Genomic DNA, 26,293 nt, shown 5'->3' with positions numbered 1-26,293 from the left:
GCCTCCGGGGTTCAGGAGGCAACGCGCTGAAATCCAAACGAGGGGATGGCGTCGATGCGAGTCTGGAATCACCTGGGGGCCTGGGCCCTGGCCGTGGTGCTCTGTGCCTGTGGACCGGGACTGAGTCTGAACCCCGATGCGGGCACGGGCGGAACGGGAAGCAAGCCGGACACGGGCGTCTCCCCGGAGGAGACTCCGGTGCCGGTGGTGGAGCGCTCCTCGGAGCTCACCTACGCGGATCCTGATGGGGAGACCATCATCCTCACCGTCCAGGGTCGGGGGTTCGTTCCCGGTTCCATCATCCACTGGGAAGAGCAGCCCCTCTCCACCACCTACGTCAGCGAGACCCGGCTCACCGCCACGTTCCCGAGTGCCTCGTTCCGTTACCTGGTGATGAATGGTGCCGTTCAGGTCTTCGCACCGGCTCCCGGAGGAGGGTTGTCCGCACGGGTCTATGTCCCGCTGCCCTCGCCGGTCATCTCGGAGCTCGTGCCCGGCCACATCGCCGCTGACTGCGAGCAGACCGGAGAGCCCATCACCGTCCGGGTGCTCGGGAAGAACTTCCTGCGGACCTCCGTCGTGTCGCTCGTGGGGAGCCTCCCCCTGCCCACCACCTTCGTGAGCAACCAGGAGCTGATCGCGCGGCTCGAACGGTCGACCTGCTATTCGGCCGACACCCGCCTGCTGTACGTGGACACTCCCTCCGTCTGGCCGCTTTCGTCGGCCCGGGTGACGTTCGAGGTGCGCAACCCCGAGCCGGTCATCGATGACGTCTGGCCGCGCGTCATCTCCGTCCGCGAGTCCGGAGGCGCGGATGCGGGAGTGGACGCGGGCACGCCCACGGATCGCAATGCCTATCTCACCCTGCGGGGCACGGGCCTGCTCCGCCGGGGGACCGGCACGGAGGTGCGTTGGAACGGCACCCGGGTTTCTTTCTTCCGGAACGGCGATGGGACGTTCACGGTGGTGCTCCCACCGGAGCTCGTCGCCACCAGCGGCCAGGGGGAGCTCACGGTCCACAACGCCCCTCCGGGCGGGGGCACGTCGAGCCCCACGCTCCTCTTCATCCGCTCGGGCCCCGTGGCGCGAGAGCTGTTCCCCGCGAGTGCGGAGCTGGGAGGTGCTGGTTTCACCCTGGAGGTGTGGGGGGAGGGGTTCGATGGCGCCTCGACGGTGTATTGGAACGGGCGCGCGCGGACGACCCGGTTCCTCCCCTACAGGGGTCTTCTGGCCGAGATTCCAGCGGCGGACCTGACCCTGTCCGGCACGGCGCGGATCACCGTGGTGGGAGGGGACGGGAAGAGCTCCCCGTCCCTGGGCTTCTTCGTCTCCGAGAAACGTCCCGCGCCGGTGGTCCGGGACCTCTCTTCCGCCGTCTTCACCGCGGGCAGTGGCTCGAGGACGCTCTGGGTGTACGGCAGCGGCTTCCACCGGACCTCGCGGATTCGATGGAATGGCGAGGAGCGCGAGACCACCTTCTCGGATTCGAGCACCCTGGGTACCACCCTCTCGGCCGCGGACCTCCTGAGTGCCGGAGTGGCTCGGATAACGGTGGTGACCCCGGGCCCCGGGGGAGGAACGTCCCTTCCGCTGCTGCTGCGCATCGAGCCACGCCACGCCGTTCCGCTCATCAGCCTGCCCGGCACCATGACAGCCCCCGCGGGCACACCGGAGGTGGCGCTCTCCCTGGTGGGGTATGGCTTCGAGCCCACGTCCGTCATTCTCTGGAATGGGATGGCACTGTCGACCTGGTTCAACGCAGATGAGTACTCCCGCTTTGGGGAGGGGCGTCTGTCCGCGCGTGTGCCGGCCTCGCTGCTGGCCAGTCCGGGGACCGCCGAGGTGCGCGTGTTCAGTCCCGAGCCAGGAGGGGGGCTGAGCGACCCGGTGATCTTCACCGTCCTGGCGCCCGGCGAGTGGGGGGGGACGCTGTCCCCGGCCTCCGCCGAGGTGGGGACCCAGGAGCTGTTCCTCAACGTGAGCGGCTGGCGGTCCGACTCCCCCCTCACCGAGGACTCGGTTCTGCACTGGGGGAGCGAAGTGCTCGTGCCCTTCATCCGTGGCGTGGGCAGCCTCTCCGTGCATCTGGAGAAGGAGCAGCTGGCCTCCGCCGGGAAGGTGGAGGTGCGGGTGTCCACGCCCGGGGTGGGGCTGAGTGCTCCCAGTTTCTTCCACATCGTCCCCCCGCGCACGCCGTTGCTCAGGACGCTCTCTCCCGGCGTGGTGTCGGTGGGGCAGTGGGGCGAGACCGGCTCCGGTGCCCTGCGGGTGCACGGGCAGAACTTCGTTGGCGCCCAATACTCCAGCCAATACCGGCCGCCGGACACCCAGGTGCTGTGGAATGGCACGGCCCGGAGCATGAGCCTGAACTCGTCCGGGTTCGATGCCTGGATTCCCGTGACCGCGGCCGACGTGCGTACCGCGGAGATGGTGCAGGTGCGCCTGTCCAAGCCTTCCGCCGTGGGAGAGACCGAGTCGCTGACGGCGCTCCTTCACGTGACGCCCGAACGGCCAGTGCCGCTCCTGGAGAGGCTGAGGCCCGCTGGCATGCCCGTGGGCAGCCCGTCCTTTCCGCTCCGGGTGAGTGGCTCGGGCTTCCACGCGGCCTCAGTGGTGCAATGGAATGGCGAGCCCCTCCCCACGCGGCTGGAGGACGAGACGCTCGTCGCCACCGTGCCGGCCTCGGCCCTGGCCACGGCGGGTGAGGCGACGGTGGTGGTGCACACCCCCGGACCTGGAGGTGGCACCTCGCTGCCGCTGCTCTTCCACGTCATGCCGTGAGTGGGAGGCTCACGCCGCCTTGCTGTGCTCGCGCTGGGCGGCGCGGGCCCGCAGGGTGCGGCGGCGGCCCTTGCGCAGCACGTTCAGACTGACCTCGGGCGCGGTGGCGAGCGCCAGCAGCCGCTGCACGTCGTCCACATTGGTGACGGGCCGCTCGTCGATGCCCAGCAGCAGGTCATCCGCTTCGAGACCGGCGTCGGCCGCGGGCGAGCCCTCGCCGACCTTGAGGACGCGCACGGCGCGCGGCTGGCCCGTGTCCCGGGCCTGCTCGGGAGGCAGGTTGATGGCGGTGGCGGCGATGCCGAGGAAGCGCCTGTCCACCTTGCCGCGCTGGATGAGCAGGCTGGCCACCCAGGCCGCCGTGGTGGCGCTCACCGCGAAGCCGATGCCCTGCGCGTACGGCAGCACCACCGTGTTGATGCCCACCACCTGCCCGCGCATGTTGAGCAGGGGCCCGCCCGAGTTGCCCGGGTTGATGGCCGCGTCCGTCTGCAGCAGGCCCTCGAGAACCACCCCATCCGGCAGGGGCAGGGTGCGGTTGACGGCGCTCACCACGCCCATGGACACGGACCGCTCCAGGCGGAAGGGATTGCCGATGGCCATCACCAGCTGGCCCACGCGCACGTCATGCGGATCCGCGAGCGGGAGGGTGGGGAACTTCGAGCCCGTCTCGGCGCGCACCACGGCGAGGTCGGTGGGAGCGTCCGCGCCCACGAGCTCGGCGCGCACCTCGGTGCCATCGTGCAGCTCGACGGTGAGCCGGCGCGGGCTGCGCACCACGTGGCGGTTGGTGAGGATGTAGCCGTCGGGCGTGAGGAAGAGGCCGGTGCCATGGCCTCGCGCGTGCTCCACGGCCACCACCGCGGGCGCCGCCTTCGACACGAGGGACTCGAGCTCATCGGAGAACTGTTGGAGGAACTTCATGGCTTCACTCTCCCTTCAAGAACGCTTGCCGATGGTGATGGGGACCTCGCGCACTTCGCCCGCGCGCAGCACCCGTGCCTGCACCTGCGTGCCCACCTTCTCGTCACCGAGGTAGCCGAGCAGCTCCTCGATGCTGTGCAGTGGCTGTCCCCCGAGGCTCACCAGTACGTCGCCGATGAGCAGCCCGGCCTTGTCGGCGGGGCCGTCGGGCTCGACGGTGAGGAGGATGAGGCCGGCCTCGCTCCCGACACGGGCCCCGAGCGCCTGCGGCAGACGGACGGGGTGGGCGCCCACGCCGAGGTAGCCCCGGCGGATGCCACCGTGCTGCCGGAGGGCCTGGGTGACACGGGTGATGGTTTCGCCGGGGATGGCGACGGCGGCGGTGCGGGACAGGGCCGCGGTGAGCAGACCGAGGAAGCGGCCCTGCGCGTCCACGAGCGCGCCACCGGAGAAGCCGGGGGGAAGGTCGGCATCGGTCTCCAGGTAGCGGTCGATGCGGCCACCGGCGAAGGTGCGCCAGCCCTCGCCGAACGCGCTGACGATGCCGAGCGTGGCGCGCGCGGTACGGCCCGGGCGGCCGAGGGCGAGTACGAGGTGGCCCACCTTGAGGTCCTGGAGCGGAGTGGGGGGCAGGGGGACGAGGCCGGGGACATCGGCCTTGAGGAGGGCGAGGTCGGTGGAGGGATCTCTCCCGACGAGCTCGGCGGAGACGGTGCGACCATCGGAGAGGCCGATGGAGATGGAGCCCTCGTGTTCGATGGAGTGGTGGGTGGTGACGATGTGACCTTCGGAGCTCCAGACGATGCCGGTGGCGCCGTGGCGGCGGCGGGCTTCGATGCGGACGATGCTGGGAGCGACGCGCTCGACGATGGAGGCGAGGGACTGGGAGAGGGCGTTGAGGTCGAGGGACATTTGAGGCGTTCCTTTCGCTGTAAAAGCTAAGAGGAGCGCCCAGGCCGCACATCGGCGAGACGGATGGTACCCGACCTACCCGAATGGACAGGCTCCCTCTCCCTTTGGGAGAGGGTCGGGGTGAGGGTCATCCCCAGGAAGAACAGGGCCCACACTCTCCCCTCTCCCTCTGGGAGAGGGACGGGGTGAGGGTATCGAGTCCCCCAGGTTCCCCTCCGTCATCAGAGGGTCACGAGTCCCATGCGAGCGGCCCGCACGACGGCCTCGGTGCGCCGCTGAACACCGAGCTTGGCGAGGACGGCATTCACATGGAACTTGGCGGTGTGCTCGCTGATGGCGAGCCTGTCCGCGATGGCCTTGTTGGACAGGCCTTCGGCGAGCAGGGCGAGCACCTCGCGTTCACGAGGTGTCAGCGTTTCCTGCCCCGAGGAAGGATTCGATGCCCGTGGGGCCGTGCGCACGGAGGAGAGAGCGGGGTCGAACACGGAGAGCCCTCGGGCCACGGCCCGGAGCGCGGCGAGCAGCGGAGCGGGGGCCACGTCGCGGAACAGCAGGCCCCGAGCACCCGCGGAGAGCGCGCCCTCTCCGGAGGGCTCATCGGGGACGAGCGCGAGCACGGGAGCACCGAGCTCGGGGGCATCGAGCCGTCCACCGTCAGCCGGGTGGAGGCCCACGTCCCACAGGACGACATCGGGAGGGGAGTCCTGGCGCGAGGACTCCACCTCGGCCAGTGTGCCAGACAGGAGCACGACGATGTCGCCGCCCTGCTCGACGAGGGCCCGGGAGAGCGCACCTCGGGCGAGAGGGTCCTCGGCGATCAGGACGACACGGATGGGAGTGGCGTCGGAGTCCAGCACGGCGTCAATGCGTAACGGTGGGGCGCCACGGGTTCAACCCGGGGTTCGAGATACCCTCACCCCGTCCCTCTCCCGGAGGGAGAGGGGAAGTCGGGTCACATCACGGCCACGGGAACGCGGCGGCGTCCGAAATCTCCGGGCTTCGCGTCGAAGTGTCCGGGGATTTTCGCGCCGCAGTCCGGGCACTTGCCGTCCGCCGTGAGCCTGTACGTGAGCAGCTCGTGCCAGTCGCGCACGATGAGCGCCGAGCCGCAGCCGGGGCAGGACGTCGTCTCGCCCGAGGGGTCGTGCACGTTGCCCGTGTACACGTACCGCAGCCCCGCCTCGCGAGCGAGCTCCCTCGCCCGGCGCAGCGTGGCCGGCGGGGTGGGCGGGATGTCCCGCAGCTTGTAGTCCGGATGGAAGGCGGTGAAGTGCAGCGGCACGTCCGGCCCGAGGTGTTGCATCAGCCACTCGCTCATGGCGCGCACCTCCGCGTCCGAGTCATTCTTCCCCGGAATCAGCAACGTCGTTATCTCCAGCCACACGTTCGTCTCGTGGTGGAGGTACTCGAGCGTCTCCAGCACGGGCTTCAGGTGCGCGGCGGTGAGCTGGAAGTAGAAGTCCTCGGTGAAGGCCTTCAGGTCCACGTTCGCCGCGTCCATCCTGGCGTAGAGCTCGCGGCGCGGCTCGGCGTGCATGTAGCCGGCGGTCACCGCGACGGTCTGGATGCCGCGCGCATGGCAGGCGTCCGCCACGTCCATGGCGTACTCGGCGAAGATGACGGGGTCGTTGTACGTGAAGGCCACGCTGCGGCAGCCGTACGCCTCCGCGGCGCGGGCGATGGCCTCGGGGCTCGCTTCATCGGTGAGCCGGTCCATCTCACGGGATTTGGAGATGTCCCAGTTCTGGCAGAAGCGGCACGCCAGGTTGCACCCGGCCGTTCCGAAGGACAGCACGCTGCTGCCCGGGTGGAAATGCGCCAGGGGCTTCTTCTCGATGGGGTCCACGCAGAACCCCGACGAGCGCCCGTGGGTGGTCAGCACCATCTGGTCGCCCGTGCGCTGGCGCACGAAGCACATGCCCCGCTGGCCCTCGTGCAGCTTGCAGTCGCGAGGGCACAGGTCGCACTGGATGCGTCCATCCTCCAGCGCATGCCACCAGCGCGCGGGGTGTTCGCTCTCTCGCATGTCTCCCTCCCCTGGGGCGGGTGTCTCCCGCACCCGATGGAGAGGGAACACACGGGGGAGCGGGCAGCCGTCCCGCTCGAGGACGCCCGCTCCGTGCCGGGTCGCCGGACGGCCGGGCCGCGAACCCTGGCCGGGCACCTCGCGTGGCCTACGGCTGAACCGTGCTCTGCTCCCAGATGCGGTTGCGCAGGGCGGCCTCGATGAAGGCCAGGTGGCGCTGCTCGTCCGAGTAGTTGCGCTCGATGATGGCGCGGGCCTCGTCGCCCCACTCCACCTCGAGGGCGGCGCGGTAGGTGCGGTTGGTGAGCTCCTCGTTGCCGCGCATGGCCTGGAGCGCGGCCTCGTTGCCCATCATGGAGGTGACGGCGGTGAAGCCCTTGAGGATGAAGCCCTTGAGGTCCGGCCTCTTCGTGGGAGTGCCGCCCAGCGTCAGCACGACCCGGGACAGGTCGCGGATGTGGCGCTCGTGGTCCTGCTGGAACGTGCGCAGGCTCATGCGCAGGGACTCCACGTCGATGCGGTTGATGGCCGCTTCGTAGGCACCCACCGCGTCGAAGTCGAGCGCGATGAGCTCATTGAGCCGATCGATCATCTTGTTCAGGTCCATCGCCGCCATGCCTGCCCTCCTCCTGAAGCCGCGCGGAGGATTCCGCGCCGCCGAAAGCTGGGGAGGGAGGGAAGGGGGCTCAAGCTGCCCGGGCGGACACTTCCCTACGTTCTGGCAGGTCGCCCGCCCGGCGAGCGGGTAGGCTGGGCCTCACTGCCATGCTCCTGGTGACCCTGCTCGTCTGCGCGGTGCTGCTCCTGCTGTCCCTGCTCCATATCTACTGGGCGCTCGGGGGGCGTTGGGCGATGTCGGCCGTGCTGCCGGAGGAGGGGGGAGCACGGGCCTTCACGCCCTCGCCGGCGATGACCCTGGGAGTCGCGGGGCTGCTGCTGGCCGCGGCGGTCGTGGTGCTGCTGCGCGGGGCGCTGGCCGACCATGTCCGGGACACGATGCTCTGGGGCGTGGTGACGCTGGGGACCTGGGTGCTCGCGGGAGTGTTCGGAATGCGAGCCGTGGGCGAGTTCCGGCGGGTGGGATTCTTCAAGCGCGTCCGGGGCACCCGCTTCGCGACCTGGGACACGTGGCTCTACTCGCCACTGTGCGCCGCGCTGTCCACGGCGTGCGCCTTCATCGCGAAGGGCTCTGCATGAATGAGGCCTTCAAGGCGCAGGAGCAGCGGTTCGTGCTCCTAGCGTTTCTCATCGCCATCGTGTGCAGCGGAGGGCTCTTCCTGGGGGTGAAGCTCCTCCTGGCGAAGCTGCGCAAGCGGCCCGTCTCGCGAGGAACTCGCAGGGCCGCTGTCCTCTTCATCGGCCTCCTGCTCATTGGCGTGGGTTGCTTCGTGTACGCGCTCACCATCGAGGCCGACTGGCTCCAGGTCACCCGCGTGGAGGTGAGGACACCCAGGCTGCCCGCGGGGAACACGCTGCGCATCGTCCATCTCTCGGATCTCCACGTCGACGGATGGACGAGGGCGCTCTCGCGTCTTCCGGACGAGGTCAACGCGCTTCAGCCGGACCTGCTCGTCTTCACCGGGGACTCCCTCAACTCGGAGGCCGGGCTTCCCGTCCTGCGCGAGGTGCTCTCGCGCATCCAGACGCGCTACGGCCGCTTCGCCGTCCAGGGCAACCACGACGTCTCGCTGTGGCGCGGGCTGGACCTCTTCGGTGGTGGAGTCGCGGAGGAACTGCGAAGCGAGGCCCTCCGGACCGCCGAGGGGCGGCTGGTGCTCTGTGGCGCTCCCTACGGGGCACCCGGAGCCGTCGCCTCGTGTCTGCGGGACAACACCGAGGGCTTCCGGCTCGTGGCCTATCACACGCCGGACCTCGTGGAGGACCTGGCCCCGCTCGGGCCGGACCTCTACCTCGCGGGCCACACGCACGGTGGCCAGGTGCGCCTGCCCTTCTATGGTGCGGTCCTCACCATGTCCCGCTTCGACAAGAAGTACGAGATGGGCCGTTATGAGGTGGGCCAGACGACCCTCTTCGTCAGCCGGGGCGTCGGGGTCGAGCCCCATGCCCCCCGCATCCGCTTCCTGTGCCGGCCGGAGATCGCCGTCATCGACCTGGTGGGCACGGGCGGGCCGTGAGCGCTCCCATACCCCCAGTCTCCACGGAGCGCACCCATGGTATTTTCCGCGCTCGGGTGGAAACTTCCGGCGGGTCCTCGCGATAATCGCGTTTGTCCCCCCTGGCCTGACCCGAAGTTCCCAGCGCCGGGCGCATCCCGAGGAACGCCATCATGAGGATCAGCCGCCCCGGCACTCCCCCCACCCGGACCCAGGCGCCGCAGACGGAGTCCAAGCCCGCCGCCGCGCAGAAGAACGCGGTCCGCACGCCGGCCACCCCCTCTCCGACGGCCCCGGCCGCCCGTTCCGCCGATACCTTCGAGACGCCCCGCGCGGCCCAGACGGCCGCCGCTGGGGGCACGGCCCGGAGCAACGCCGCCCGGAACCTCCCGGCGGAGATTCCCACCGGCACCAAGGACTACTACCGCCAGCGCTACGACGACTTCGTGCGCCGCAACCCGGGGATGACGCCGCCCGCGTACTACCTGGAGTACGGGCAGAAGTACTGCGACCGCTTCGGCAGCCTCGGGTCCAAGGACCTGACCCCCGAGGGCCTCGCGTGGCGCGACCGGACGCTCAAGGCCCTGCAGGAGTCCATCGAGACCAAGCGGATGGAGGACCCGGTGGGCTTCGCCCAGCTCGAGCGCGACCCCGAGGCCTTCAAGAAGTTCGCCTACGACTCGCACCCGGACGCCTACGTGCAGTCGGGCCTCTACAAGCTGCCGGCGCAGGACCTGTTGAAGATTGGCACCACGCCGGACCTCAAGGACCTGTTCACCAAGGATGGGCTGCGTCAGGTGGCCGTGGCGCTCGGCAAGATGAAGCCCGAGGACCTGGGGAGCGTGGCCAAGGAGTCGCTCAAGGAGCTGTGGAAGGACATCAAGCCGTCGTGGCCGCCGATCATCAAGCTGCCCCACCTCTCACTTCCCTGGTAGCGGGCGGGCTGGCATCTTCGCCCCCGCATTCGACATCCGAGGTTGACGCGTGCCGGAGAAAGACTGGGAGAGGCTGGGAGAGCTGTCCGAGGGTTTGAAGATCGGAGCGGTGGCGGCGAGCCATGAGGGCTTCGGGCTCATCGGCGCGGTGGTGGAGCCGTCCGGAGGCAGCCTCCTGGAGCGGATGAGGGGCCGCCGCGCTCAAATCCATCGCGTCGCCGCCGGGTCCGTGTCGAGGACCTGGGAGGGTCCGGGTTGGGTGCAGGCCCTGGACTGCGACGGGGCGCTGGCCGTGGCCATCGGCTCGACGCTGAAGCCCTCGGGCTCGGGGTCGGACTACCACCTGCTGGTGTCCACGGACGGTGGCCGCGAGTGGCAGACGCGCGGGCCCGTGGGGGCGCCGAGCCTCGGTCAGGTGCTGGCCGTCAGCGCGCAGGAGGTCTGGGTGCTGGGCGCCTGGTTCCTCGGGCGCACGGCGGACGGTGGTGCCACGTGGACGGAGCTGGAGCTCGAGGGCGAGCGCAACCCGCACACCGAGCGGCTGCGGCGGGTGGAGGGCGGGGTGGCCCTGCTGGGTCGCGGTCTCTCTGTCACGACGGATGGTGGCGCCACCTGGAGCCAGGTGGACGTGGGCGCGGCGCGCGTGGTGGACGTGGCTGGGGCCTTCGTGGCCGCGGTGGTGGACGGGCAGGCCCGGGTGGGCGAGCGTCAGGGCTCGGAGGTGCACTGGCTGGAGCCGCTGCCGAAGGGCCGTGAGCCGCTGCGCCTCGTGGCCACGGATGGCGTGCTGCGCCTGCTCACCCGGGGCGCGGACCCGTCCAAGGGCACCGACCTGGCCCTGCACCAGAGCGAGGACGGGGGGCGGACGTGGTCGAACCACTCGCTGCCCATCGGGCCTCAGGTGGACATCGCCGGCCGCGAGTGGGGCCTGGGCGTGGATGTCCGCGGCGCCGTCTACGGCCGCCTGGGGTGAAGCGACCCCTCTCCCAGAGCGGGAGAGGGGTGGGCCCTCCCAATAGGAGGGGAAGGAGGTTGCGGACTACAGCTGCACCTGCTCGCGGTCCGGGTAGGTGATGTAGCCGGAGCCCGCGGCCACCAGCTTCGCCATCAGCCGGTCCATGCCGTTGGAGCGAGAGAAGGCCATCTCGTTCTTCGTCACGCCCACGAGCGTGAGCAACTGCACCTGCCCCGACTCGAGCTGGAAGTGCGAGGGGCGCGACGGGTCCATCACGAAGACGAAGCCGTTGAGCTTCGTCTCACCGCCCGTCAGCGTGCCCTCCACGGGATAGCGGTGCCCCATCGCGAAGGCCCGCATGCACACCAGGTTGTAGGCCATCATGTCCAGCAGCCGGAGCACCGGCCACTGCGCCTCCTCGGACGTGTGGATGACCATCTCGTAGCCGATGCCGCTTGGCGTGCCGGGTTCGATCTCCTGGCCGGGGACCACCGTGAAGGGGTTGGACAGACCGCTCGTTACGTACGTCCAGTAGGGGTACTCGGGGCTCGGCGGCGCCACGCGCACGCCCATGCCGCCCCAGTTCGGATCCAGCTCCTTGACCTCGGCCAGGTCACTCTCCAGCCATGCCTCCAGGGCCCCGCTCTGTTCCAGCGTGTAGACCTCCTCGCTGATCGCCCCGAAGAGCTTGGGGTACTCCACCTCGTCCCGATCCGCCCAACAGTCCTCGTACCACTGCAGAAAGTCCGCTTCCGTCTCAGGCGCTTTCATAGCGGGGGGGACTCTACGAGTTGTTTCACCGCGATTCACTTTCCATTCACCGGGTTGTGTCAGGTCCCATGGTGGGCAACCTCCTTCCCACCGAGGGGTACGCCGTTTCCCAGCCCAGGGCAGGCAGGCAAGCATCCCTGTTGCTCGGTGTACCCACGAAGCGACCGCCGGTGGACGAAGTGGGTGGTTTCTCGCCCGGTATGGGTCGTGAAGGGGCACGGCGGCGCGAGCAGTCAGGGCGCTCGGGTCCACACAGGGAGGAGCGACATGCTGAGGGGATGGAAGGCGGCGGCCATGGCCACGGTGCTGGGGGCGGCGGGCGCGGCGAGTGCCCACGAGTTCACCTGTGAAAAGCGCGTCCAGGTCCAGGGCGAGGGTGGGCCGAAGGACGAGGCGCCGCGGGTGACGAAGTTTCCGGCCACGCTGCGCTTCCATTACACGCTGAGGAATGTCCACCCCAAGGCGGAGTCGGTGGCGGACCTGGTGGAGGATCCGCTGCTGGCGCCGTACGGCTTCGGAGCGCCGTTCGCCACGCCGCTGGCGCTCGGGGTGGGCAGGTCGGGAGAGGCCACCTTCGAGCTGAAGCTGGCCTCGCCCGAGGCGTGTCAGGCGCTGGCGGCCAGCGATGGCAGGGCGGATGGGAACTTCGACAGCGCGCTTCGGGTGAAGTGGGCGCTGGGAGAGACGCAGTGCGCCGCGCGCGTCACCTGCTGCGAGCCCTTCGTGGACTGCGAGATGGCGTGCCCGCCGGAGGACCCGTACTGCACGGAGTCGGCGTCCGGGGCTCGGAGTACCTCGCGCAACGCGGGCTTCTTCAAGGTGCACGAGCAGGCGCTCCAGCAGTGCCTCGGGTTTGGGTACCTCGAGCTGGGCGTGGCGCGGGTGGAGTCGCTGGAGCAGGCGCTGGGCCTGTTGTGGGCGAGCCCTGGCCTGGACCGCAACGGAGGCGTCCGGAGCGAGGCGGACGCGGGGCGCTTCGAGCTCGCGCGCGAGGCGCTGGTGGCCTCCTGCAACGAGCGGCTCTTCGGGGCCAGCGCGAAGCGGGGCCGGGTGCTGGACGAGGCCTTGAGGGCCCTGCGCTCGGGTGGAGAGGGCGCCGAGCGCCTCATGAAGGAGCTGAGGAGCCAGAACGAGGCGGGGACGCGCGAGCCGTTGCCCCAGGGGTTCGACGCGGGACGGGCGACGCCGGCGCACGCCGCGAGCATCGCCGCGGACCCGACGGAGCCGGGCCGTCCGTAGGGCCGTTTCCTTCACACGCCTTCCAGGAGAACACACACCATGAAGAAGCTGATGCTGTCGGCGATGGGAGCGGTGGCGCTCGTGCTCGCGAGCTGCGGTGAGGCGGGCCGGACGCAGGAGGCTCCGGGACCGCGTCCGGACTTCCCCGAGGAGCTCCAGGGCCAGCGTTTCGAGCTGCGCCTCAAGGGGGTGAACAACCCGGGCTATGCCTCGGCGCTGGTGCAGGTGCGGCGAATCTCGGTCACCACGATGGAGGGGTATTCGCTGCCGACGCGGCTCAAGTCCCGCCAGTCGATGGACCTCACGAACCCCGAGCAGGCGTACCTCATTGGCCGCTTCGTGGTGCCGGAGGGGGTGGACCGGGTGAAGGTGGAGGTGGAGTTCGACGACTTCGGCGGCTACGAGGACGCCGCGAGCGGAGGAGTCATCGACACGCGGGTGGCGCCGCTGCGCTTCGAGTCGCCGGTGGCGTACCTGGCGGAGCGAGGCCACGCGGTGGTGCACCTGGACCTGGGACAGTCGCTGCGCGCGCAGGGCGAGGCACGGCTGCTGCTGCCGAGCCTGGACGTGCGCTACTAACCGGTGGCGCGGCCCTGACCGGGGAGGGGCCAGGGCTTGAGGCCGGCGAGGTCCTCGGCCTGCTCGATGGCGGGCTGAAGGTGGGCGTGCTCGCGGCGGAGGAAGTCGCGCACGGCTCTGTCGAGCGTCTTGTCGAAGAGCAGGTGGGCGCTGTGCACCGCGGTGGGCTCGAAGCCGCGAGCGATTTTGTGCTCACCGCCCGCACCGGGCTCGAACACCTTGCGGCCCGCCTGGATGCACTCGTCCACCGAGTGGTACAGGCACACGTGGAAGTGCAGGAAGGGATGCTCCTCGAAGCAGCCCCAGTAGCGGCCATAGAGGCGCTCGGGGGTGGCGAGGTTGAAGGCGCCCGCGATGACCTTGCCCTTGTGCTCGGCCTGCACCAGCTCCACGGTCTCCGGCAGCGAGCGGAAGGCCCGGACGAAGAAGTCCTCGGTGAGCTGCACCTGGCCCCAGGGCCCGCGGCTCTCGCAGGTGGCCTCGTAGAAGCGGAAGGCGCGCTGGGCGTGCTCGGGGCCCAGCTCCTGGCCGCGCACGGTGCGGATGACGATGCCCTGGGTGGCGGCGGCACCGCGCTCGCGCTTGAGCTGGGAGCGGCGCTTGGAGTCGAAGCGGGCCAGGTAGTCGTCGTAGCCGCGATAGCCCGGGTTCTTCCAGTGGAACTGGAGGGTGATGCGGCGGGCGAGTCCCTGCTGCTCGAGCAACTCCGCCTCGTCCTCTTGGGGATAGAGGAAGTGGACGGAGGAACAACCCCCCTCGCGGGCGCTCTCGAGGGCGGCCTGGATCAGCGCGAGGCGGAGGGCGGAAACATCCTCACCAGGGGCGATGAGGAAGCGCGGGCTGGTGGCGGGGGAGAGCGGGGCGCCGACGACGAGCTTGGGGTAGTACTCGATGCCGAGCCGCTCGGCGGCGCTGGCCCAGGAGAAGTCATAGATGTACTCGCCCATGCTGTGGTTCTTGCGATAGGCGGGCGAGGCGGCGACGAGGTTCTTCCCGCGCCAGAGCGTCAGGTGCTGGGGCTCCCAGCCCGTCTCCGGCTGGGCGCTGCCGCTCTCCTCCATGGCGGAGAGCCACGCATGGCGGATGAAGGGAGGCGCATCGGGTCCCACGAGGGCGTCCCAGGCGGAAGCGGGGACGTCGGTGATGGACTCGAGCATGCGGAGGCGGAGGGGAGAGTCGGCGGCCACGGAGAAGCTTCTTAACGCGGGTTCCGCACGCTCGCCGTCCGTCCCTCCTCCCTTGCCGGGCGGGCAGGGGCGGGGGCCGTAAGCACCTGGAAGCCCTGGGGAATTTCCCCGGGGCTTCCTGTTCACGACACGGTCGAGGGCACGAAGGGGCCGCGCAGCCCCGAGCGGAACAGCGACCAGAACAGCCAGGTGGGAACCAGGTCGACGAAGAGCACGCCAAAGAGCGCCGATAGGAGCGCGCCGCCGAGGCCGTTTCGCTGGAATTCCTCGCAGAAGAGCTGGAGCGTACCGAGCCACAACAGCCCGCAGATGCTGAGCCCCACTCCTCCCAGGACGAGCTTGGTCAGGGCCCACCAGGAGAGCTCGCGAGGTGGCTCGCGTGGGACCGCGGCCCAGGCGATCTCCGGCTCCGGTGCGGAGGGCGGGCCGTCCCTGTCATCCGCGGCCTGCCTCTCCTCCCGGAGCTTCAGCACATGGAAGAGCCGGTCCTGCTCCTCCCGGAGTGCCTTGAAGAGCCTCCAGGCCCAACACAGGCCGAGGGCGTTCACGGCGATCGCCAGCGAGGCGAACGAGACCTGGTGCGTGAGCAACGAGGCATTGAAGAGGGCGTTCAGGAGGATGGCACCGCCCAGTCCCCTGGCCAGGAAGGAGAGGCTCTGGAACGGATCCTCGGTGAAGTGCTCGCGGCCCACGTAGGCGCCCATCACCACTCCAGTGGCGGCCTGCACCGGTACGGCGAGCAGGGCGCGCACCACCGCGATGTCCATGTTGAACTCGCCCACGTAGGTCATGTTCTCCAGCGTGGCGAAGCCGAGCGAGATGGTGGCGCCGTAGATGACACCGTCCAGGGGCTCGTTGAAGGCGGGGTTGCGCCGCGCATAGAGGTACAGCAGGAGGAACTTGAGGAGCTCCTGGGGAATGGCCAGCGAGAAGAGGGCCCTCCACCAGGCCGTGCTCAACGCTCCCGGGGTCGTCAGCTCCGGGAACGACTGCTCGACGGTCGCTCGCACGACGAGCGCGGGGAAGCAGCAGAACAGGCCGAGCAGGAACGTCTTGAGCCGCAGTGCACGCGGCTCGGGGAACTGGTCGCGCGAGTAGATGTACCAGAGCAGGACGAGGGCCGGGGTGATCGTCGAGCCCCCGAGGAGCATGAGCCTCATGGGGCTCCTACCCTAGCACCCCGCTGCCCGGGTCAGGCCGTCTGGCCCTCGACGTGGGTGGGCTCTCCGGCGTGCTGGGGCCGGGGGTCCGGGTACACGGCGCGCTGCGGGGTGGCGATCTGGATGACGCCGAGCCAGGCGAGCACGCGCATCACCTGCCACGTGGGGTCCACCTCCCAGCGGCGGGCGGCGAAGTTGGGGCTCATGCAGAAGCGGTGGTGGTTGTTCTGGAACAGCTCGCCCATGGTGAGGAACTCGAGCGGGAGCGTGTTGCGCGAGCGGTCGCTGCTGGGGAAGTTGCGGTAGCCGTACTTGTGTCCGCACCAGTTGACGATGGCGCCGTGGACGGGGCCCATGAGGAAGTGGATGGGCAGCAGCAGGAACTGCCACCACGCGGTGGCGAAGGCCACGTAGAAGGCGGTGTAGAGGCCGATCCACACGAAGGTCATCGGCCAGGACCGGGCGAGGGTACGGTCGACGAGGTTCCACTCGGGGTAGCCACCGAGGAAGCGGGGCTCGGGCTGCTCGCGCTCGTGGACGTAGGCCTCGTAGCGCGTCTTGGTGAAGAGCATCATCCGCAGCACGTCACGGTAGTAGTGCGGAGAGTGCGGATCCTTCTCGGTGTCCGAGTACGCGTGGTGTTGGCGGTGGAGGATGGCGTACGCGCGGGGCGACAGGTACGAGGAGCCCTGCACGAGGTAGGTGAGCAGGTGCATGACGCGCTCGGTGCGCGGGCCCATGGTGTACATGCGGTGCGCGGCGTAGCGGTGCTGGAAGAAGCTCTGGAAGAAGACGCAGAGCAGCCAGTGCGAGATGAAGAAGGCGTAGACCATGTGTCCTCGGGGGAGGGGAATGGACAGCTGGGGTCTACACGCGGCTCCATCATGAGATTGTCACGGCCCCGCACGAAGGAAGCCGACGGCTGCACACCGGGCGTCCGACCCACCGCGTCATGCGGATTCCAGGTGTCGTGACGCGGCGCGAGATGAGCCCGAGCGGAGTCTCGGTGCGACGTGGTAGGGAGGGCCGCGCATCGGGAGGAGCAACCGGAATGGATCGCCAGGACATCGTCGCGTGGGACAAGCGGCACGTGTGGCACCCGTACACCGCGATGGACGAGTACATCGCGAAGACGGACCCGTTGGTGGTGGTGCGAGCGGAGGGGCCCTATCTCCACGACGCGGACGGCACGCGCTACCTGGACGCCAACGGCTCGTGGTGGGTGTCCACGCTGGGGCACCGGCACCCGCGATTGGTGAAGGCCCTCACCGAGCAGGCCGGCACCTTCCCGCACACCTCGCTCGCGGGTGTGACGCACGAGCCGGCGGCGCTGCTGGCGCGAGAGCTGGTCGCGCTGGCCCCGGGCGCAGGGCGCGCGGACCTCGCGGCGCAACAGCGGCTCTCGCGGGTCTTCTTCTCGGACAACGGGAGCACGGCGGTGGAGGTGGCCATCAAGATGGCGGCGCAGTACTGGGCGCAGAATGGCCGTCCCCGGCGCACGCGCTTCATCACGCTCTCGGGGGCCTTCCACGGCGAGACGATCGGCGCCACCAGCGTGGGCGGGGTGCAGGTGTTCCGCGACGTCTTCGGGCCGCTGCTCTTCGACGTGGTGCACGTGCCGTCCCCGGCGGAGCCGGCGGGCTGGGAGCGCGCCTTCGCCCAGGTGGAGGCGACGCTGCGCGAGCACCCGGAGGAGATCGCCGCCGTCATCCTCGAGCCGGTGATTCAAGGCGCGGCGGGCATGCTCGTGTATTCGCCCGAGTTCGTGCGCGCGGTGCGCGAGGCCACGCGGGCGGTGGACACCTTCCTCATCGCCGACGAGGTCTTCACGGGCCTGGGGCGCACGGGGGCGCGCTTCGCGTGTGACCTGGCCGGGGTGGTGCCAGACCTGTTGTGCCTGGCGAAGGCCCTCTCCGGAGGGCTGATGCCCTTCGCGGTGACGCTGGCCTCCGAGCGGGTGTTCGCGGGCTTCGGCGGAGGGAGCGAGCGGGCGCTGTACTACGGGCACTCGTACTGCGGGAACCCGCTGGGGGCGGCGGTGGCGCGCGAGGTGCTGGCGGTGTACCGGGACGAGGACGTGCTGGGGCAGGTGACGCGCAAGGCGCCGAAGGTGAAGGCGGCCTTCGAGCGCATGGCGGGGACGATTCCCGGGGTGAAGAACCCCCGGGCCCTCGGCATGGTGGGGGCGGTGGACCTGGGAGGGGGCGGCTACCTGGCGCGAGGAGGCTGGCGCGTGTACGAGGCGGCGCGGCGGCGCGGGCTGTACCTGCGCCCGCTGGGGGACACGGTCTACGTGGCGCCCGCGCTCAACATCCCGGACGCCGCGCTGGACGAGCTGCTCGCCGGAGTGGAGGCGAGCCTGCGCGAGGTGGCGGCCGGGTAGGCCCGGCCGCGGGCCGTACTACTGCGCGGCGGGCACCGGGTTGCCGGCCTTGATCCACCTGGCCAGCGAGAGCGCCTCCTCGGTGCTGATGCGGCCGGTGAAGCTGGGCATCACCGTCCCCGGGCGGACCTTCTGGGGGTCGAGGATCCACATGGCGATCACCTCGGGTTCCTTGGTGCGCGCATTGGGGAGGGCGGAGGAGAAGGCGCTGCCCGGACCATGGCAGGCCTTGCAACCCAGGTTGGCGAAGAGCTGCTCGGGAGTCCGGGCGGTGTTGGCCGGGGGCGGGTTGCCCTGGGGCGCGGCGGCGGTGCCCGTGGACGGAGGCGCGGGGACGGAGGGCGACTCGGGCCGAGAGGGCTCGTCCTTGAAGACGGAGGCCGCGCTCGGGGGTGGAGGCGTCTTGTCCGCCGGTTTGTCCGAGCAGGCGACGAGGGCCAGGGCCATCGACAGGGACGCGGTGCGCGCCAGGAGGACGGAGGAGAGCGTGCGGTTGGATCGGGTGCCCATGCGAGCCGGCTCTCTAGCACGGAGACGCTAGCCGCGAGCGGGGAAGGACCCTTCGAGCGCGATGATGAAGTTCACCGGCGTATAAGGCTGCAGCTCGTTCGTCCGGCGGTCCTTCGCGGTGTCGCGGGCCCGCTGGTCCCAGTCGGTGAGGGCGGAGCCCTGCAGCGTCAGGCCGGGTCCCGAGCCGGGGTGGAGCGGCACGCGGCCTCGGAGGTCCGGCAGCGCGAAGGTGGTCATTCCATCACCTCCGTAGGCGGTTCCCAGGACGGAGAAGAGGGCGGAGTGCTGCGAGATCGACAAGAGCCGGCCATCACACAGCGCCCAACCGCGGGGCGCGAAGCTGCCGGCGAACATGCGGACCTCGCCAATGAAGGGCTCTGACATGGCGACGTTCTCGGGACTTTCGGTCCCCGAGACGACCATGTCCCCCCTGGTGCGGAGTACGAACGATTTCACGCCAAAGGTGTGAACGGCTTCACAGCGCCGGGGTTCCGGGCTCGTTCTCGGCACTCCTGGCCATTCAGCGCAATGGAGTTCGCCAGGGCGCGTAGTTCATGCAGACTGGCGCCACACCCAGCATGAGTGGAGGATGAAGTGATCAGCCTGTGTACGACGATTGTCTGCGGTTTCCTGGCGGGGCTGATCGCCCGCGCCGTCATGCCTGGCCGGCAGGCGATGGGCTTCATCTCGACCACGCTGTTGGGCATCGCCGGGTCGTTCATGGGGGGCTTCCTCGCCTCGATCGTCTGGGGCGGCAACTGGCGCGTGCTGAGGCCCACCACCTTCATCGGCTCCGTCATCGGCGCCATCGTGCTGCTGATGCTGGGTCGGATGATGTCGGACCGGCGGTAGCGGCGCGGACGCGCGTCCTCTCAATCCCTGGTGGAGGCCCCACCACAATTTGATAGGCACACACCCTTCCAGGGTGTAGGCTGAACGCGCCGCCCAGCTGGAATCAGGCGAACTCATGGCCACCCCCAAGTGGGACTGATGGCTTTGAGAGCCAGGGTCTGGCGTTCCGTCCGATTTTTCCGTATTCGCCGCGCGCGAATTTCGGGTGGACACCGCGTGTTCCACCCATACAGCCCGTGCTCGCTGGGGAACCCCTCCAAGGCAAGCCACGGCACGGGCTGGCTGAAGACTGCGCGCGTCCTCGGGAAGTGAAACCCCTCCAAGGTCCAACCCCGGGGACGTGCGCAGCCTTGGTTTCCCACCTGAGTGGGCGGAGTTTCTCGCCGGGTGATGGAAACGCAACCCTTGGAGACCCACCACTCGCCGAGCACGTCCCGCCTCCAGTGAGGCATGGCTAGCCTAGGGGCTTTCCCTGTCCCACGACAGGACCTGAGCGGGATGCGAGGTGGCCCATGGGCACGGTGACGATGGCTCTGGTGGCGTGGCTGTTGGCGGGGGTGCCGGAGGCGGCTGTACCGCAGGCCGCGGGTGGGACGCCCGGCACGTTCGTGGCGAAGATGCTCACCGTGCGCGGCGAGACGCTCCCTTATTCGGTGTATCTGCCACCGGGGTATCGCCCGGGGCAGTCGTGGCCGGTCATCCTCGCGTTGCACGGGACGGGCTCGCGCGGGACGGACGGGTTGAGGCCGAGGACGCAGAGCCTGGCGGAGGCGGCGCGGGTGCACCCGGAGCGCTACCCGGCCGTGCTGGTGCTGCCCCAGTGCCCACCGGATCGTGACTGGAGCGGAGAGGTGGCCGACTTCGCCCTCCAGGCGCTGGAGAACACCCTCGTTGAGTACAGCGGTGACCGGAAGCGGGTGTACCTCACCGGCCAGTCGATGGGGGCTCGGGGCGCGGTGCAACTGGCGGCGAGGTATCCGGAGCGCTTCGCGGCGGTGGTGGCCGTGTCCGGGCGGTACACGGATCGCTCGGTGGTGGCGCGGCTCAAGGGGCTGCCTTTGTGGATGTGGCACGGAGAGGCGGACACCGTGTCCTCCGTCTCCGAGAGCCGCACGCTGGTGGAGCTGTTGAAGAGCGCGGGCAGCTCCACCGTGCGCTACACCGAGCTGTCCGGCCTGGGGCACGACATCTTCGACACGGTGTACCTCGACGAGGCCGTGAGCACCTGGCTCTTCGCGCAGCGGCGCGGGAAGTGAAGGCGGGCCGAGACGGAGTCTCGTTGGTGCGGCGGGCGGATGCGGTTACGGTGGTGTCCGAGCCATGTACCTGACGCGATTCGTCATCGAGAACATCCGGTCCATTCAGCGGATGGAGTGGCAGGTCCCCCTCCAGCGCGCGCCGGGATGGCACGTCATCCTGGGGGACAACGGCTCGGGAAAATCCTCGGTGCTGCGTTCCCTTGCGCTGGGGCTTGTAGGACCCGACGGCGCGGCGGCGCTCCGGCAGGACTGGAGACGGTGGCAACGTCACGCGACGCAGGGATTGATCGACCTGTTCCTGGCTTCGAACCCGAAGCTCGACAAATCGGGCGACAGGAAGGCGCGGAGCAAGACCCAGGAGCTGTGGATCTCCGTGAGTCTGTTGGAGAACGAGGACGAAGAGGTAGATCTAGGATGGTTGCCCGAGGAGTCCCCTGTATGGGGAGGCAATGCGTGGGGTTGGTTCTCCGCCTCTTATGGGCCGTTCCGGCGGTTTACGGGAGGGGACGAGGATTACGAGAAGCTCTTCGATTCCAATCCACGGCTTGCCCGGCACCTCTCCGTCTTCGATGAGGGAGTGGCGCTGACCGAAGGCCTGCGGTGGCTTCAGCAGTTGCAATTCAAGAATCTCGAAGGGGATCCGGACGGGGCGCTGCTCGAGCCGCTGAAGAGGTTCATCAATCAGCCGGGGTTCCTGCCGCATCAAGCACGCCTGGAGAAGATCTCCTCCCGTGAGGTGCTCTTCGTGGACGGTAATGGTTACCGCGTTCCCGTGGAGGAACTGAGCGATGGTTACCGCTCCATCCTGAGCATGACCTTCGAGCTCATCCGCCAGCTCACGGCCACCTACGGGCCGAAGCGCGTTTTCCACCCGGAGGATCCCACGAAGGTGGATGTGCCGGGCGTGGTGCTCATCGACGAGGTGGACGCGCACCTGCATCCAACCTGGCAGCGCAAGGTGGGGCTCTGGTTCCGTGAGCACTTCCCCAAGATGCAGTTCATCGTCACGACCCACAGCCCCCTCGTCTGTCAGGCAGCGGAGGTGGGCACGGTGTGGCGGCTCCCCAGGCCCGGCACGGACGAAGAGGCGAGGCAGGTGACGGGCGTGGAGCTCGACCGGCTCATCTTCGGCAATGTGCTCGACGCCTATGGCACGGGACTGTTCGGTGAGGGCATCGCGCGCTCGGAGAGTGCGAAGCGGCGGTTGCAGCGGCTGGCCGAGTTGAACCTGAAGGAGCTGCGCAAGGGTCTGAGCGCCGCCGAGCGCAAGGAACTGGCGGCCCTGCGCGCGAGTCAGCCCACCGCCGCGATGACCGTTCATGACGCGGATATCGGGAGCCCGGAGTGATCCGGCTGCCTGACGTTCCTCTCTCCGCCACGGCGTTACATCAGCTCGAACGCTGGCAGGACGGGGTGGATGCACTCGCGAGCTATCCCGAGCGCGTCGAAGCCGCGAAGCGGCACTTCTCCCTGCGGAACAAGGCGAAGAACAAGACCTTCGCGGAGGTCCATCGCGCGTTGACGGTGATGTGCACGGGCTCCCGGCGTTGTGGCTACTGCGAGGACTCGGCGGCTGACGAGGTCGAGCACATCTGGCCCAAGGATCTCTACCCCGAGCTGGTTTTCGCCTGGAGCAACTACCTCTACGCCTGCGGTCCTTGTAACGGACCCAAGAACAACCGGTTCGCGCTCTTCCCCCGTGGCGCGCGAAAGCCGGTGGAGGTCGGGCGGCGGGCGGATGCGCCCATCAAACCACCTCGTCAGGGCACTCCCGCCCTCATCGATCCGCGCCATGAGGATCCGCTGACCTTCTTGATGCTCGACCTGAAGGAGACCTTCCTCTTCATGCCCATCGCGGCGAAGGGCTCGAAGGACCACGCGCGGGCCGAGTACACCCTGAACATCCTGCGGCTCAATGCCCGTGAGTTCCTCCCCGTCGCGCGTGCGGAGGCCTTCAGTGGCTATCGAGCCCGTCTCTCCGAGTACGTCTCTCTGCGAGAGCAGGGTGCTCCCCAGACAGCGTTGGCGCGTCGCATCCATTCCATCCAGAGGGCCGCGCACCCCACCGTGTGGAGGGAGATGCAGCGGCAGCACCGGCAACACCCCGAGCTGCGGAACCTCTTCCGCGAGGCCCCCGAGGCGCTGGGCTGGTAGGTTCCGCGCTGCACACCGGCCCGGCTTCCGGCTATGACTGCGCGCATGAGCTCCGACGCCACCCGTCTCCTGGACTTGCTGTGGGAACGCTACGCCGCGGAGGTGCCCTACGCGCGCACCTTCGTCCAGCTCTCCGGGGGCAGCTTCCGCAACGACCACGTCGCGCTCCGCTCCCTCGCCCGGCCCGGTGGTGGCATCGCGCTCTTCTCCCGGGTCTTCGAGCGCTTCGGCTGGAAGCCCGCGGGTCAGTACACCTTCCCCGATACGCACCTCTCCGCCATCCATATGTCCCACCCGGAGGGGCTGCCCCGCGTCTTCATCTCCGAGCTCCATGCCGACAAGCTCTCGCCCGAGGCCCAGCGCATCCTCTCCTCGCTCCTCGTCGACCCGCCGCCGCCCGACTCCATCGAGGCGCTCGCCGACTGGTTCTCCGCTCCGCCCCCGCCCGACGAGTCGGCGCTGCTCGCCCTGGAGAAGGAGTCCCAGTACGGCGCGTGGCTGCTCGCCTTCGGCCGCAAGGTGAACCACTTCACCGGCTCCGTGGACGACGTGGACGTGTGGCAGCGGCGCATGCGCGAGGCCGGTGTGCCCATGAAGAGCGACATCGAGGGCGAGCCGGGCAGCGCCCTCCGCCAGACGGCCACCCGCGCCGCCTCCGTCTCCATCCGGCTCAAGGATGGGAGCACGCGCGGCTGGCCCTATGCGTACTTCGAGATCGCCCAGCGCGCTCCCGGCTTCGATGGCTTCCTCGGCCCCCAGGCCCGCGCGCTCTTCGACATGACGAAGCGCTAGAACTTCTCCGCCGCGGGGCGCACGTCCAGCTCCTGCGTCCACGCGGAGGGGTCCTGGCGGTGCAGCTGCCAGTACGTCTCCGCGATGGCGTCCGGTGACAGCATCGTCGACGCCTCGCGGCCCGGCATCATGTTCCGTACACGCTGCGTGTCGATCATCCCGTCGATGACGACGTGGGCCACGTGGATGCCCTTGGGCCCGAGCTCGCGCGCCAGCGATTGGGCCAGTGCCCTCAGTCCGAACTTCCCCACCGCGAACGCCGAGAACCGCGCCGCGCCTCGCAGCGAGGCCGTGGCCCCCGTGAACAGCAGCGTGCCCCTCCCGCGCTCCAGCATCGCCGGCACCACCTCACGTGCCGTGAGGAAGCCGCCCATGCAGCCTATCTTCCACGAGGACTCGAACTGCTCCGGCGTCAGCTCCAGGAGCCCCGCCATCGCGTACGTCCCCGCGTTGTAGATGCAGACCTCCGGCGCGCCGAGCTCCGCGCGCATCCTGGCGAAGGCGGACCGCAGCGAGGCCTCGTCCGCCGCGTCCGCCACGTAGACGCCCGCGCGTCCTCCTGTCTTCTCGAGCTCCTGTCGCACCGGGAGCAGGCTCGACTCGCTCCGGGCGAACAGGCCCACCGCATATCCCTCCCGGGCGAAGCGACGCGCCAGCGCCGCCCCCAGTCCCGGGCCTGCTCCCACCACCGCGGCTGTCTTGGGTGTGTCCATGGGCTCATGGCGTAATGGGTGACGTGCTCTCCTCGCCACGGGACGTGAGCGCCTTTGTCGTGATGCGGATGCTCTCCCGACCCTCGAGAGTCAAACTTCTGTGTCATCTTCGACGCGAGCGGGAAGTTGCAACTGCCGCGGCTCGAGGCCGCGCCAGCGTCGGGTCCGCCCTCTCCGGCACGCCGGGCCGGAGAGGGCCGGGCGGCTCAGGGGCCCTTCCTCGGGGAGGGCCTCGGCAGCGGTTTCCCGGGCCTTGCCTCGCGTCGGCGCTCGGGCTCTTGCTGGAGCCCGTGCAGCAGCTCCAGGAAGACGCCGTTGGTCCACCCGAAGCCAATGACGTTCACGAAGTATCCCTTCGTCACATTCACATCCGAGGTGCAGGCCACCACGTCGTACTTCTCCAGGATGGCCCCCTTCTTCTCCGGGGACAGCTTCTTGATGCGGCGGAAGTCTCCGGCCACCAGGTCGAGGTACTTGTACGAGAGCCGGTCGGCGTCCTCGTGGCGGCCGTAGCGGCGCAGGCCCTCGATGGAGAGCAGGTGCGCGGGCGCCCATCCAAAGGGGAAGTCCCACTGGGCCCCCGTCTTCTGCTGGCCCATCGCCAGACCGCAGGGCTGCTCGAAGTGGGAGAGATTCTTCGCCAGCGCCCGGGCCTGCTCGGGCGAGGCCAGCCCCGCCCAGAGTGGATAGAAGGTCGTCGCGTATTCGTACGTCGAGCGCTGGCCCGTCTTGACGTCGTAGTCGAAGTACATCCCGCGCTTCGCGTCCCACATGTACCGGTTCATCCGTTCCCTGCGTTGGGCCGCTCGCTCCTTCCAGGTGCGCGCGTCGGCGTCGCGGCCCAGCAGCGTGCTGATGTGCTCGAGGTCCGTCTCCGTCTTGTAGAGCAGGCTGTTCAGGTCCACCGCCGCGTAGTGGTGCGTCCCCGCGCCGTAGGCCCCGAAGCGGAACGAGACGTCGTACCCGGACTCTCGCATGGCCCGGTCTCCCTTGTAGAACTCCTCGGAGAGCGTGTGGGCCTCCTGGGGCGTGCAGGCGGTCGTTCCCGGTGTCTGCTCACACACCTGCACGGTGAACATGGGGTTCACCTCGCTGGTCGCCTGGCTCTTCACGGGCACCTCGGTCATGTAGCCCTTGCTGTCTTCCGGGTGCCGCAGGAAGTACCCCACCACGTCCCGGTAGTGGCGGTTGTCATCGGCGATCTCCGGCACGGGACCCTCTCCGTAATCGAAGTAGCGCGACAGCCCCGTGTCGCCCGCCAGGTGTTCGCCCTTCGTCCACATCTCGTAGTCGCGGACCATGTAGGGCAGGGCTTCCTCCAACCACGCGCGCCGCTCCGCCTCGCCCAGCTTCCCCTCGTGGTACACGGCCATCACCATCGAGGACAGGAAGGGCGGTTGCGAGCGGGTGAGGTAATACGTGCGGTTGGCATTGAGCACCGCCCCGTAGTGTTGGACCTCGAAGAGGAAGTTGCGCACCATGCCCCGGGCCAGCTCCCACCGGCCCGCGCGCAGCAGCCCACGAAGAATGAAGTAGCTGTCCCAGCCATACATCTCGTTGAACCGGCCGCCAGGCACCACATACGGATGCTCCAGGTAGAGCAACCCCTGGGCCCGCAGCTTCCTCACGTCCACCTGCCCCGGTCCGGTGATGACCTGGGGCAGACGTTGCACCTGTACCTCGGGGCACTTCTGGCGCAGGGCCTGGACCGACGCGGGCTCGGGCAGGTTCATCGGCAGGTAGAGCACGGAGTGCTCACCGGGCTCGAGCTTGGGATCCTTCACCACTTCACACGAGCTCTGCGAACGCGTCAGCACGTCCCAACCCTGGGAGATGTACGCGAGCACATCCCCGTAGTCCCGCTGCACCTCCCTGGCCTCGGCACTCGTGGCCACCGACACCGCGAGGACGAGACCCAAGACCCATCCGGGCATTTCCGATCGTCGAGCACCTGCCATGTCCCCCTCCCATCCCTGGTTTCGCGGGAAGCTGTTCATTCCCGGCCGCGGGTGCATCGCGTGCGAAAGGACTGACGACCATCCAGGTC

At 69.2% G+C, this 26,293-nt stretch carries 26 protein-coding genes; 13 read left to right on the top strand and 13 right to left on the bottom strand.

Annotated features, from left to right (window positions below):
* The first annotated feature begins 54 nt into the window (after nucleotides 1-54).
* Entirely contained in the window at nucleotides 55-2,781 is a 2,727-nt protein-coding gene (locus tag JRI60_RS48670) for a hypothetical protein (protein ID WP_204222907.1), read from the top strand.
* A 9-nt stretch (nucleotides 2,782-2,790) separates the two neighbouring features.
* On the opposite strand, the gene JRI60_RS48665 is transcribed toward JRI60_RS48670, so the two are convergent.
* From JRI60_RS48665 to JRI60_RS48645, 5 genes are all read right to left on the bottom strand, one after another.
* Entirely contained in the window at nucleotides 2,791-3,705 is a 915-nt protein-coding gene (locus JRI60_RS48665) for a S1C family serine protease (protein WP_204222906.1), read from the bottom strand.
* 15 nt (nucleotides 3,706-3,720) lie between these two features.
* On the bottom strand, nucleotides 3,721-4,617 hold the full coding sequence (locus tag JRI60_RS48660; protein WP_204222905.1) for a S1C family serine protease: 897 nt from the start codon (nucleotides 4,615-4,617) through the stop codon (nucleotides 3,721-3,723).
* Between the two features lie 221 nt (nucleotides 4,618-4,838).
* Nucleotides 4,839-5,474 (bottom strand): response regulator transcription factor, encoded by a 636-nt coding sequence (locus tag JRI60_RS48655; protein WP_204222904.1) that lies wholly within the window; start codon nucleotides 5,472-5,474, stop codon nucleotides 4,839-4,841.
* 95 nt (nucleotides 5,475-5,569) lie between these two features.
* Nucleotides 5,570-6,643, bottom strand: a complete 1,074-nt coding sequence (gene amrS / locus JRI60_RS48650) for an AmmeMemoRadiSam system radical SAM enzyme (protein WP_204222903.1) — start codon at nucleotides 6,641-6,643, stop codon at nucleotides 5,570-5,572.
* Between the two features lie 148 nt (nucleotides 6,644-6,791).
* Complete coding sequence (locus tag JRI60_RS48645) at nucleotides 6,792-7,259, bottom strand: ferritin-like domain-containing protein (RefSeq protein WP_204222902.1); 468 nt, start codon at nucleotides 7,257-7,259, stop codon at nucleotides 6,792-6,794.
* Nucleotides 7,260-7,408: 149 nt separating this feature from the next.
* On the opposite strand from JRI60_RS48645, the gene JRI60_RS48640 reads away from it, so the two are divergent.
* From JRI60_RS48640 to JRI60_RS48625, 4 genes are all read left to right on the top strand, one after another.
* A complete protein-coding gene (locus JRI60_RS48640) occupies nucleotides 7,409-7,840 on the top strand; it encodes a DUF3995 domain-containing protein (RefSeq protein ID WP_204222901.1) in 432 nt (143 codons plus the stop codon).
* A complete protein-coding gene (locus JRI60_RS48635) occupies nucleotides 7,837-8,778 on the top strand; it encodes a metallophosphoesterase (protein ID WP_204222900.1) in 942 nt (313 codons plus the stop codon). The genes JRI60_RS48640 and JRI60_RS48635 overlap by 4 nt, the downstream gene beginning before the upstream one ends.
* Before the next feature lie 152 nt (nucleotides 8,779-8,930).
* The gene (locus JRI60_RS48630) at nucleotides 8,931-9,692 is read left to right on the top strand and encodes a hypothetical protein (protein WP_204222899.1); all 762 of its coding nucleotides are present in this window, start codon (nucleotides 8,931-8,933) and stop codon (nucleotides 9,690-9,692) included.
* A 49-nt stretch (nucleotides 9,693-9,741) separates the two neighbouring features.
* Nucleotides 9,742-10,665, top strand: coding sequence for a WD40/YVTN/BNR-like repeat-containing protein (locus tag JRI60_RS48625; protein WP_204222898.1), 924 nt, complete (start codon nucleotides 9,742-9,744; stop codon nucleotides 10,663-10,665).
* Between the two features lie 66 nt (nucleotides 10,666-10,731).
* On the opposite strand, the gene JRI60_RS48620 is transcribed toward JRI60_RS48625, so the two are convergent.
* Nucleotides 10,732-11,418 (bottom strand): suppressor of fused domain protein, encoded by a 687-nt coding sequence (locus tag JRI60_RS48620; RefSeq protein ID WP_204222897.1) that lies wholly within the window; start codon nucleotides 11,416-11,418, stop codon nucleotides 10,732-10,734.
* Between the two features lie 267 nt (nucleotides 11,419-11,685).
* Between JRI60_RS48620 and JRI60_RS48615 the strand changes: the two genes are divergently transcribed.
* Nucleotides 11,686-12,657 (top strand): hypothetical protein, encoded by a 972-nt coding sequence (locus JRI60_RS48615; RefSeq protein ID WP_204222896.1) that lies wholly within the window; start codon nucleotides 11,686-11,688, stop codon nucleotides 12,655-12,657.
* 39 nt (nucleotides 12,658-12,696) lie between these two features.
* Nucleotides 12,697-13,236, top strand: coding sequence for a hypothetical protein (locus JRI60_RS48610; protein WP_204222895.1), 540 nt, complete (start codon nucleotides 12,697-12,699; stop codon nucleotides 13,234-13,236).
* On the opposite strand, the gene JRI60_RS48605 is transcribed toward JRI60_RS48610, so the two are convergent.
* From JRI60_RS48605 to JRI60_RS48595, 3 genes are all read right to left on the bottom strand, one after another.
* Nucleotides 13,233-14,423, bottom strand: a complete 1,191-nt coding sequence (locus tag JRI60_RS48605) for a GNAT family N-acetyltransferase (RefSeq protein WP_204222894.1) — start codon at nucleotides 14,421-14,423, stop codon at nucleotides 13,233-13,235. The genes JRI60_RS48610 and JRI60_RS48605 overlap by 4 nt on opposite strands.
* A gap of 122 nt (nucleotides 14,424-14,545) precedes the next feature.
* Nucleotides 14,546-15,583 carry a PrsW family intramembrane metalloprotease gene (locus JRI60_RS48600; RefSeq protein ID WP_204222893.1) on the bottom strand — a complete coding sequence of 346 codons (1,038 nt, stop codon included), beginning with the start codon at nucleotides 15,581-15,583 and terminating at the stop codon, nucleotides 14,546-14,548.
* Nucleotides 15,584-15,615: 32 nt separating this feature from the next.
* Nucleotides 15,616-16,416 carry an acyl-CoA desaturase gene (locus tag JRI60_RS48595; protein WP_204222892.1) on the bottom strand — a complete coding sequence of 267 codons (801 nt, stop codon included), beginning with the start codon at nucleotides 16,414-16,416 and terminating at the stop codon, nucleotides 15,616-15,618.
* A 218-nt stretch (nucleotides 16,417-16,634) separates the two neighbouring features.
* On the opposite strand from JRI60_RS48595, the gene bioA reads away from it, so the two are divergent.
* On the top strand, nucleotides 16,635-17,966 hold the full coding sequence (gene bioA, locus JRI60_RS48590; RefSeq protein ID WP_204222891.1) for an adenosylmethionine--8-amino-7-oxononanoate transaminase: 1,332 nt from the start codon (nucleotides 16,635-16,637) through the stop codon (nucleotides 17,964-17,966).
* Nucleotides 17,967-17,984: 18 nt separating this feature from the next.
* Here bioA and JRI60_RS48585 read toward each other — a convergent pair whose 3' ends face one another.
* Both JRI60_RS48585 and JRI60_RS54890 read right to left on the bottom strand, forming a co-directional pair.
* Nucleotides 17,985-18,476, bottom strand: a complete 492-nt coding sequence (locus JRI60_RS48585; protein WP_204222890.1) for a c-type cytochrome — start codon at nucleotides 18,474-18,476, stop codon at nucleotides 17,985-17,987.
* A 27-nt stretch (nucleotides 18,477-18,503) separates the two neighbouring features.
* Nucleotides 18,504-18,860 carry a phage tail protein gene (locus JRI60_RS54890; protein ID WP_204222889.1) on the bottom strand — a complete coding sequence of 119 codons (357 nt, stop codon included), beginning with the start codon at nucleotides 18,858-18,860 and terminating at the stop codon, nucleotides 18,504-18,506.
* Between the two features lie 273 nt (nucleotides 18,861-19,133).
* Here JRI60_RS54890 and JRI60_RS48575 point away from each other — a divergent pair, with 273 nt between their 5' ends.
* From JRI60_RS48575 to JRI60_RS48555, 5 genes are all read left to right on the top strand, one after another.
* A complete protein-coding gene (locus JRI60_RS48575; protein WP_204229428.1) occupies nucleotides 19,134-19,328 on the top strand; it encodes a GlsB/YeaQ/YmgE family stress response membrane protein in 195 nt (64 codons plus the stop codon).
* Nucleotides 19,329-19,840: 512 nt separating this feature from the next.
* Nucleotides 19,841-20,584 carry an alpha/beta fold hydrolase gene (locus JRI60_RS48570; RefSeq protein WP_204222888.1) on the top strand — a complete coding sequence of 248 codons (744 nt, stop codon included), beginning with the start codon at nucleotides 19,841-19,843 and terminating at the stop codon, nucleotides 20,582-20,584.
* 64 nt (nucleotides 20,585-20,648) lie between these two features.
* A complete protein-coding gene (locus tag JRI60_RS48565; RefSeq protein WP_204222887.1) occupies nucleotides 20,649-21,935 on the top strand; it encodes an AAA family ATPase in 1,287 nt (428 codons plus the stop codon).
* Nucleotides 21,932-22,741, top strand: coding sequence for a hypothetical protein (locus JRI60_RS48560; RefSeq protein ID WP_204222886.1), 810 nt, complete (start codon nucleotides 21,932-21,934; stop codon nucleotides 22,739-22,741). Before JRI60_RS48565 ends, JRI60_RS48560 begins: the two co-directional genes overlap by 4 nt.
* 45 nt (nucleotides 22,742-22,786) lie before the next feature.
* The gene (locus tag JRI60_RS48555; protein WP_204222885.1) at nucleotides 22,787-23,533 is read left to right on the top strand and encodes a DUF1338 domain-containing protein; all 747 of its coding nucleotides are present in this window, start codon (nucleotides 22,787-22,789) and stop codon (nucleotides 23,531-23,533) included.
* Here JRI60_RS48555 and JRI60_RS48550 read toward each other — a convergent pair.
* Both JRI60_RS48550 and JRI60_RS48545 read right to left on the bottom strand, forming a co-directional pair.
* Nucleotides 23,530-24,246, bottom strand: a complete 717-nt coding sequence (locus tag JRI60_RS48550; protein WP_204222884.1) for an SDR family NAD(P)-dependent oxidoreductase — start codon at nucleotides 24,244-24,246, stop codon at nucleotides 23,530-23,532. The genes JRI60_RS48555 and JRI60_RS48550 overlap by 4 nt on opposite strands.
* A gap of 206 nt (nucleotides 24,247-24,452) precedes the next feature.
* The gene (locus JRI60_RS48545) at nucleotides 24,453-26,165 is read right to left on the bottom strand and encodes a trehalase family glycosidase (protein ID WP_204222883.1); all 1,713 of its coding nucleotides are present in this window, start codon (nucleotides 26,163-26,165) and stop codon (nucleotides 24,453-24,455) included.
* Between the last annotated feature and the right edge of the window lie 128 nt (nucleotides 26,166-26,293).

Origin of the sequence: Archangium violaceum (assembly GCF_016887565.1) — a bacterium.
Lineage (GTDB): Bacteria > Myxococcota > Myxococcia > Myxococcales > Myxococcaceae > Archangium > Archangium violaceum_B.
Note: the sequence above shows the minus strand (reverse complement) of the source record. Positions and strands in the feature narration are given on the sequence as shown.